This is a genomic window from Paenibacillus puerhi, assembly GCF_009846885.1.
GTDB lineage: Bacteria > Bacillota > Bacilli > Paenibacillales > NBRC-103111 > Paenibacillus_G > Paenibacillus_G puerhi.
In genome coordinates this window covers 1-5,259 of the sequence record NZ_WUWM01000063.1, presented here as the reverse complement: position 1 = coordinate 5,259, position 5,259 = coordinate 1, and the positions used below count along the sequence as shown (strand labels likewise).

At 41.1% G+C, this 5,259-nt stretch carries 1 protein-coding gene; it reads right to left on the bottom strand.

The features are described 5' to 3' along the window. Positions 1-73 precede the first annotated feature (73 nt). Positions 74-5,161: a S8 family serine peptidase gene (locus tag GSF01_RS28730; RefSeq protein WP_159888693.1), complete on the bottom strand. Its 5,088-nt coding sequence runs from the start codon at positions 5,159-5,161 to the stop codon at positions 74-76. Positions 5,162-5,259 lie beyond the last annotated feature (98 nt).

Below are 5,259 nucleotides of genomic sequence, written 5' to 3'. Positions count from 1 at the left end.
AGTCTCCTTCGTCAGTTCTCGCAAACCTTACGATAGGAGTTTAATAGGATGCTGGCAAGTGTCTCTTTTGCATTTAACTTAGCATTTTTACGCTGCAATATTCGGCACTTTTATTATGCAATAAACAGTGCTTGATACCGCTGGCATTTATGCGTGCAACTAACGCATTTCCGCGTATATACCTGGCCTTCAGTGTCACTCCCCCGCTGCCTACGATACCTTCTGCTATCATATTCGCTCCATCATAGTAATAACGAACCGTTTGCCCATCTTCAGTTCTTTCATAGAGCATTCCGTTTCCACTATACTTGTAGGTTACGGTTTTCCCATTATCTTGCGTAACTTTGCTCAATCGATTGCGATCATCGTACTCATACGATGCTCCGCTTAAATTCAGCGGTTGATTGCTTGTCAAAGTTTGACGATTCCCTCTGGAATCATATCCGTAAGTTTCAGTAAATTGACTAGATGTAGAGATGCGATCTACTTTGTCATATAGGAAATCATAAGATACTCCATTTTCTGTCTTCTTGAGTTGGTTCCCGTTATTATCATAGCTGTAAGTATAGCTATTCAATACAGATTGATTGCTCTTTTTCTGAAGCAAGTTTTCAAGATAAGGTCCGCTATACGTATATGCAGACTCCACTCCATTCTTTTGCTTAATAGTTGACAACAAGCTATTGTTCTTATACGTATAAGCAGCCTCCAGGTCTACTGTATTCAGAGTGGGCCCCAATTCTTTTAACCGATTCCGCGTATCATACTTGTACATGGTCACTAAGTTAAAAGGATCTGTCATCTGGGTGCGATTCCCTTGAATATCATACACGTACTGGATTTTTTTTAGATCCGGATAGGTTACACTTTTCAAATATTTTGTTACAGGATAATAATCATATGACGTTAAGCCACTGGAATCTGTCATGCTCATTTTTCTTCCAGCTTGATCATAGGTGTAGGTTATCGTTTCTGAAGCCGTAGTGCTAGTTGTGAGAAAGTTCCTTGCGTTATAGACAAATGACTGCAACTGACCCTTTCTGTCCTTATGATTTGTTAAATTTCCGTTTGCATCGTAGGCATATGTCTCGCTTTGCCCGCTTGGGTCTGTCTTCCGGATTACTCTCCCTAGCTCATCATACTGCTTTTGTACAAAAGAGCCATCTGGGTAGATCGTCTTGGTTAAGTGCCCCGCTAAGCTATACTGATACTGAGTCAATTCCTGGTAAGGATTTTTAACTGCAATCAGACGACTTAATGTGTCGTATTCATATTCGATCGTATTGGAATTGCCATCTGTCGCATTCACAATATTCCCGGCTTGATCATACTGATTAAGCAAGAGACGAATCGTAGTATTTGTATTCTTTATCCAATCTTTTTGCTCCAGTCTGCCTAAAACATCATACTTTTCTTTCGTTTTGACCAGTTCCGGATCAGTTGTGGTTTTGGTCCGTTCAATGTCATCATACTCGATTTCCGTAACCGCGGCTCCGGGAGCTATCTCCTTTTTTAAACGTCCCCAGTTATCGTATGCATAAGAGGTCTGATTCCCCAGGGCATCTTTCATCCATTCCAGTCGACCATAATCGTCATATCGATAAGTCGTACTTCCACCACCGCTAATACCGGACGATGTCTTTAGTCCAATCGGATTCCAGCTATCAACGATTACAAGGCCAGTTTGATCCGTTGCTGTGATCTTATTGCTCTGGTTATTGTACTCTAGTCGGTACATGCTATTGTCTGGAAAGATGGCCTTCGTTACCCTTCCCAAATTGTCGTACTCATAATTGGTTTTATAGCCCCTACCGTCGGTATATTGCTTAATAAGTCCGGTAGATTTATCGTAATCCAGTGACTCTATAATGGTCGAGAGCTGTCCAGCTGCATTCCAAACTTGAACAGAACGCTCGGTCAGGAATCCGTAGTTTAACGCAGAATCGTATTTCTGGTTAATACTGATATCCCGGCTATCATCCTTAATCTTAATCGTATTGATGTTTCCATAGCCATCGTAAAAAAATTCGAGCTGTGATTTTAACTCGCCTGTTACCCCAGTTACCGACTGGTCATGTAATGTCACTTTCTCCGGATGATATTTCTGTGGATTTCGAGTAAGAGTAACCAAACTTTTCTGAACCGTGTTTATCGGGCTGCTGACAGACGTAAGCAAATGAGTCACCGGATCATATACATACTTGGTAGTTACTCCTTTAGCATTGGTGTCATCCAAGACATTCCCATAGTCATCATACGTCCGGGATTCCACAGTTGATGCGGAAGATATGCCGTTTTTGACGTATTTACTCGTTGTCGTTAACGGTACCGGCAACCGACGAGTATAGTCAAATGTCTGATCCCTAACGAATGATTCTGATCCAGCTACCGAAGTAACGTTGGTCGTGTAGTATGCTGCAGGTGTAGTATCGTTCACATACTGCTTGTAATTCTTGTAAGTTGTTTGATTTAACCCATTATCTATTGTCGTACTAAAATTATAGCTGCTGTTGTATGACGCTCCCATATCACCGAAATATGAGAAGGAAGTCGTATTAAACGTACGATAGGTACTGGCTTCCCAAGCGGTATCGTACCTCTTTTTTAAGCGATATGCTTGGTTGTAGCCGGATGTACCAAAGTAACGGGTGACAGGATAACCTTCATATTGATAATACGTAGACGCTCCTGTGTGATGTGTAACACCAGAAAGCAAACCGTAAGGATTGCTCTTGGGTTGATTGGCACTCGTGTTGAATGGGAAATTAAAATAAGCATCCTTGTACTCGTAAGAATACTTAGTGGTCCGATTTTCTGCATCTTGAACGGAGGTCAGAAACTCCTTGTTCCATAATTGCCCTTTGGTATAGGTTACAGTCTTTTTACCTTGAGTTAAAACTACGTTACTTGGCGTATAAGCTATTGTTATCGTGTTTCCTAAAACATCCGTGACGGTGGTCAAAACTTTACCATACGGATTAACATAAGTGTAGGAAAAATCTATCGTATTATTATAGATATCACTAATTCTGAGGAGCAATCCCTCACTATTAAAATATTGACGGTGTCCATCCAGCGTCCTAAGTTCATAGCTCGAGTATTCATTATTAACGATAACGGAGCTATTGCTGCTAAAGATAAGATCCTTCCATGGGTAGCCTATCAGTTTATTATCTGCACCAATTTCATATGTCCCTTTTCCCGCCAAATGCAAGTACTTTTTGTTATTCTTATTTTCAATAGAACTGATATTCCAAGACCAGCCCTTCCCAATAGGAAACCTTTTTTCTTCATACGTTTTCTCAATCGTCTCGTTGAAGTATGCTGAGTAAACACGGGTAAAATTAGCCACAGGGGTGTAGATATCAGGATCTGCATAATATGACCACATCTTATAATAATTCCCTTGGTAACTCGGTCCATAATAAGAACCCCAATAATCTATTTGCCCTTTAAGGGACCTTAAAGCATTTAATGCACTAGCATAACAGGAACTGAATTCTTCGGCTAGCAAATACCCGCTGCCGCAATATCTATATCCTGAAGTATAATAAAGATAAAAATTATCTGGGAAATAACGGTAATATGGTTTGGGACTCGGTGCAACTTGCCCCGCTTCGATAGGATTAAATCCAACTTCTACTTGATTCATTCTTTCTGTTGCAATTGCGTAGTACTCATTCCCATAACTATCTTTTCGATCATACGTAAGCCATTGTGTACCATATACTCTATAGTAAAAGACATCTTTATAAGCGACATTCATATCATACAGCTGTGCGGAACTGCTATCATATGAGCGTGTTAATGCGAACGAGAGTCCATTTCGTCCCGGCAAAGTCAGATCTGTCGATTGCAACGATAGTCCACCTGATAATGTAGACACATTTTCCCCATACCCGTTTATGCTGAATGGAGCCTGGTCCGGTTTTAGATTCACATTATTTAATGCGATATGATCATATGTTCTCGGATATTCACTGCTGGCCGCGTATACAGATTCATAAACAGATTCATAAACAGATTCCCCCACCGAATATTCGATACCTACCTTTGGTGCTCGAACTTTCAAAGTTTTTGGAGGAATATAAGTTGGATCTGTACTTTCTGTAATTGTATAGGCCTGTTCCTCATAACCTAATGCCTTTGCACCACTAACCATTCCATGACCATATTTAATTTGATCTCCAAGGCCGGTTGCGGTTTGAATCAACCGTTGCTTGATCATTTCGTTGCTGTAATTTGGATTCGCCTGCTTAACCAAGGCAGCCACACCCGCTACATGTGGAACCGCCATAGAAGTACCACTCATAGTTATATATCCCCCACCGTCGTGGGAGATTCCTTTAATCATAACGCCAGGAGCCACAAAGTCTACTTCCGGCCCAAAGTTTGAAAATAGAGCAATATGGTTGTTACTATCGATTGCCCCTACCCCTATTACTGAGGAATATTTAGCAGGGTACATCACCTGCTCTTTCCCTTCATTACCCGTGGCTGCCAGCAACAAGATACCATGATCGCTAGCCATTTGCATGGCTTCTTCAAGCGCCCTAGAGAAGGTTTGCCCTACAAAACTCATCGATATGATATCTATGTCGTGGTCAATCGCCCACTCTATTCCTTGTATGACGTTACTATAATTGCCAAGTCCATTAGTATCCATGACTTTAATATTGTAAAGTTGAACTCCAGGTGATACCCCAACAATACCCTCATTATTTCTCATGGCAGCCAAAATACTGGCAACCATAGTGCCATGACCATTCAGATCCTCAAGAGTAGACTCTTGAGCCACGAATGAGACTCCTCCCGCCACATATAAATCTGAAGAAGCATTAATCCCCGTATCCATGACTGCTACCTTTACGCCTGTTCCGGTTACGTTCGTCGACCATACCTCTGGTGCATGGATCTGATAAACGTTCTGCGTAATCGTATCCGATGCTTTCGATATAAAACTGTCTTCTTCGACATATTCGATCTCAGGATCAAACTTTAATTGTTCTGCCTCTTCGGCGGTCAGGGAAGTTACCACATGCTCATTAAGTTGCTTGACTTTGTTAGTTTTCCTCAGCTTACTATCTTCAGGTTTCAGCTTTTTTGATGATTTAGCCGATTGCTTATATTTAACTATATAGATTGAACTGAAAAACTTCATACCTGAACAAGCAGACGGTCTATGACTTCAAGAGGCGATTTATTGATCCGTTTCATGAAAGCAGCGACATGAGAACGAATCACATAAAACTTATGGAA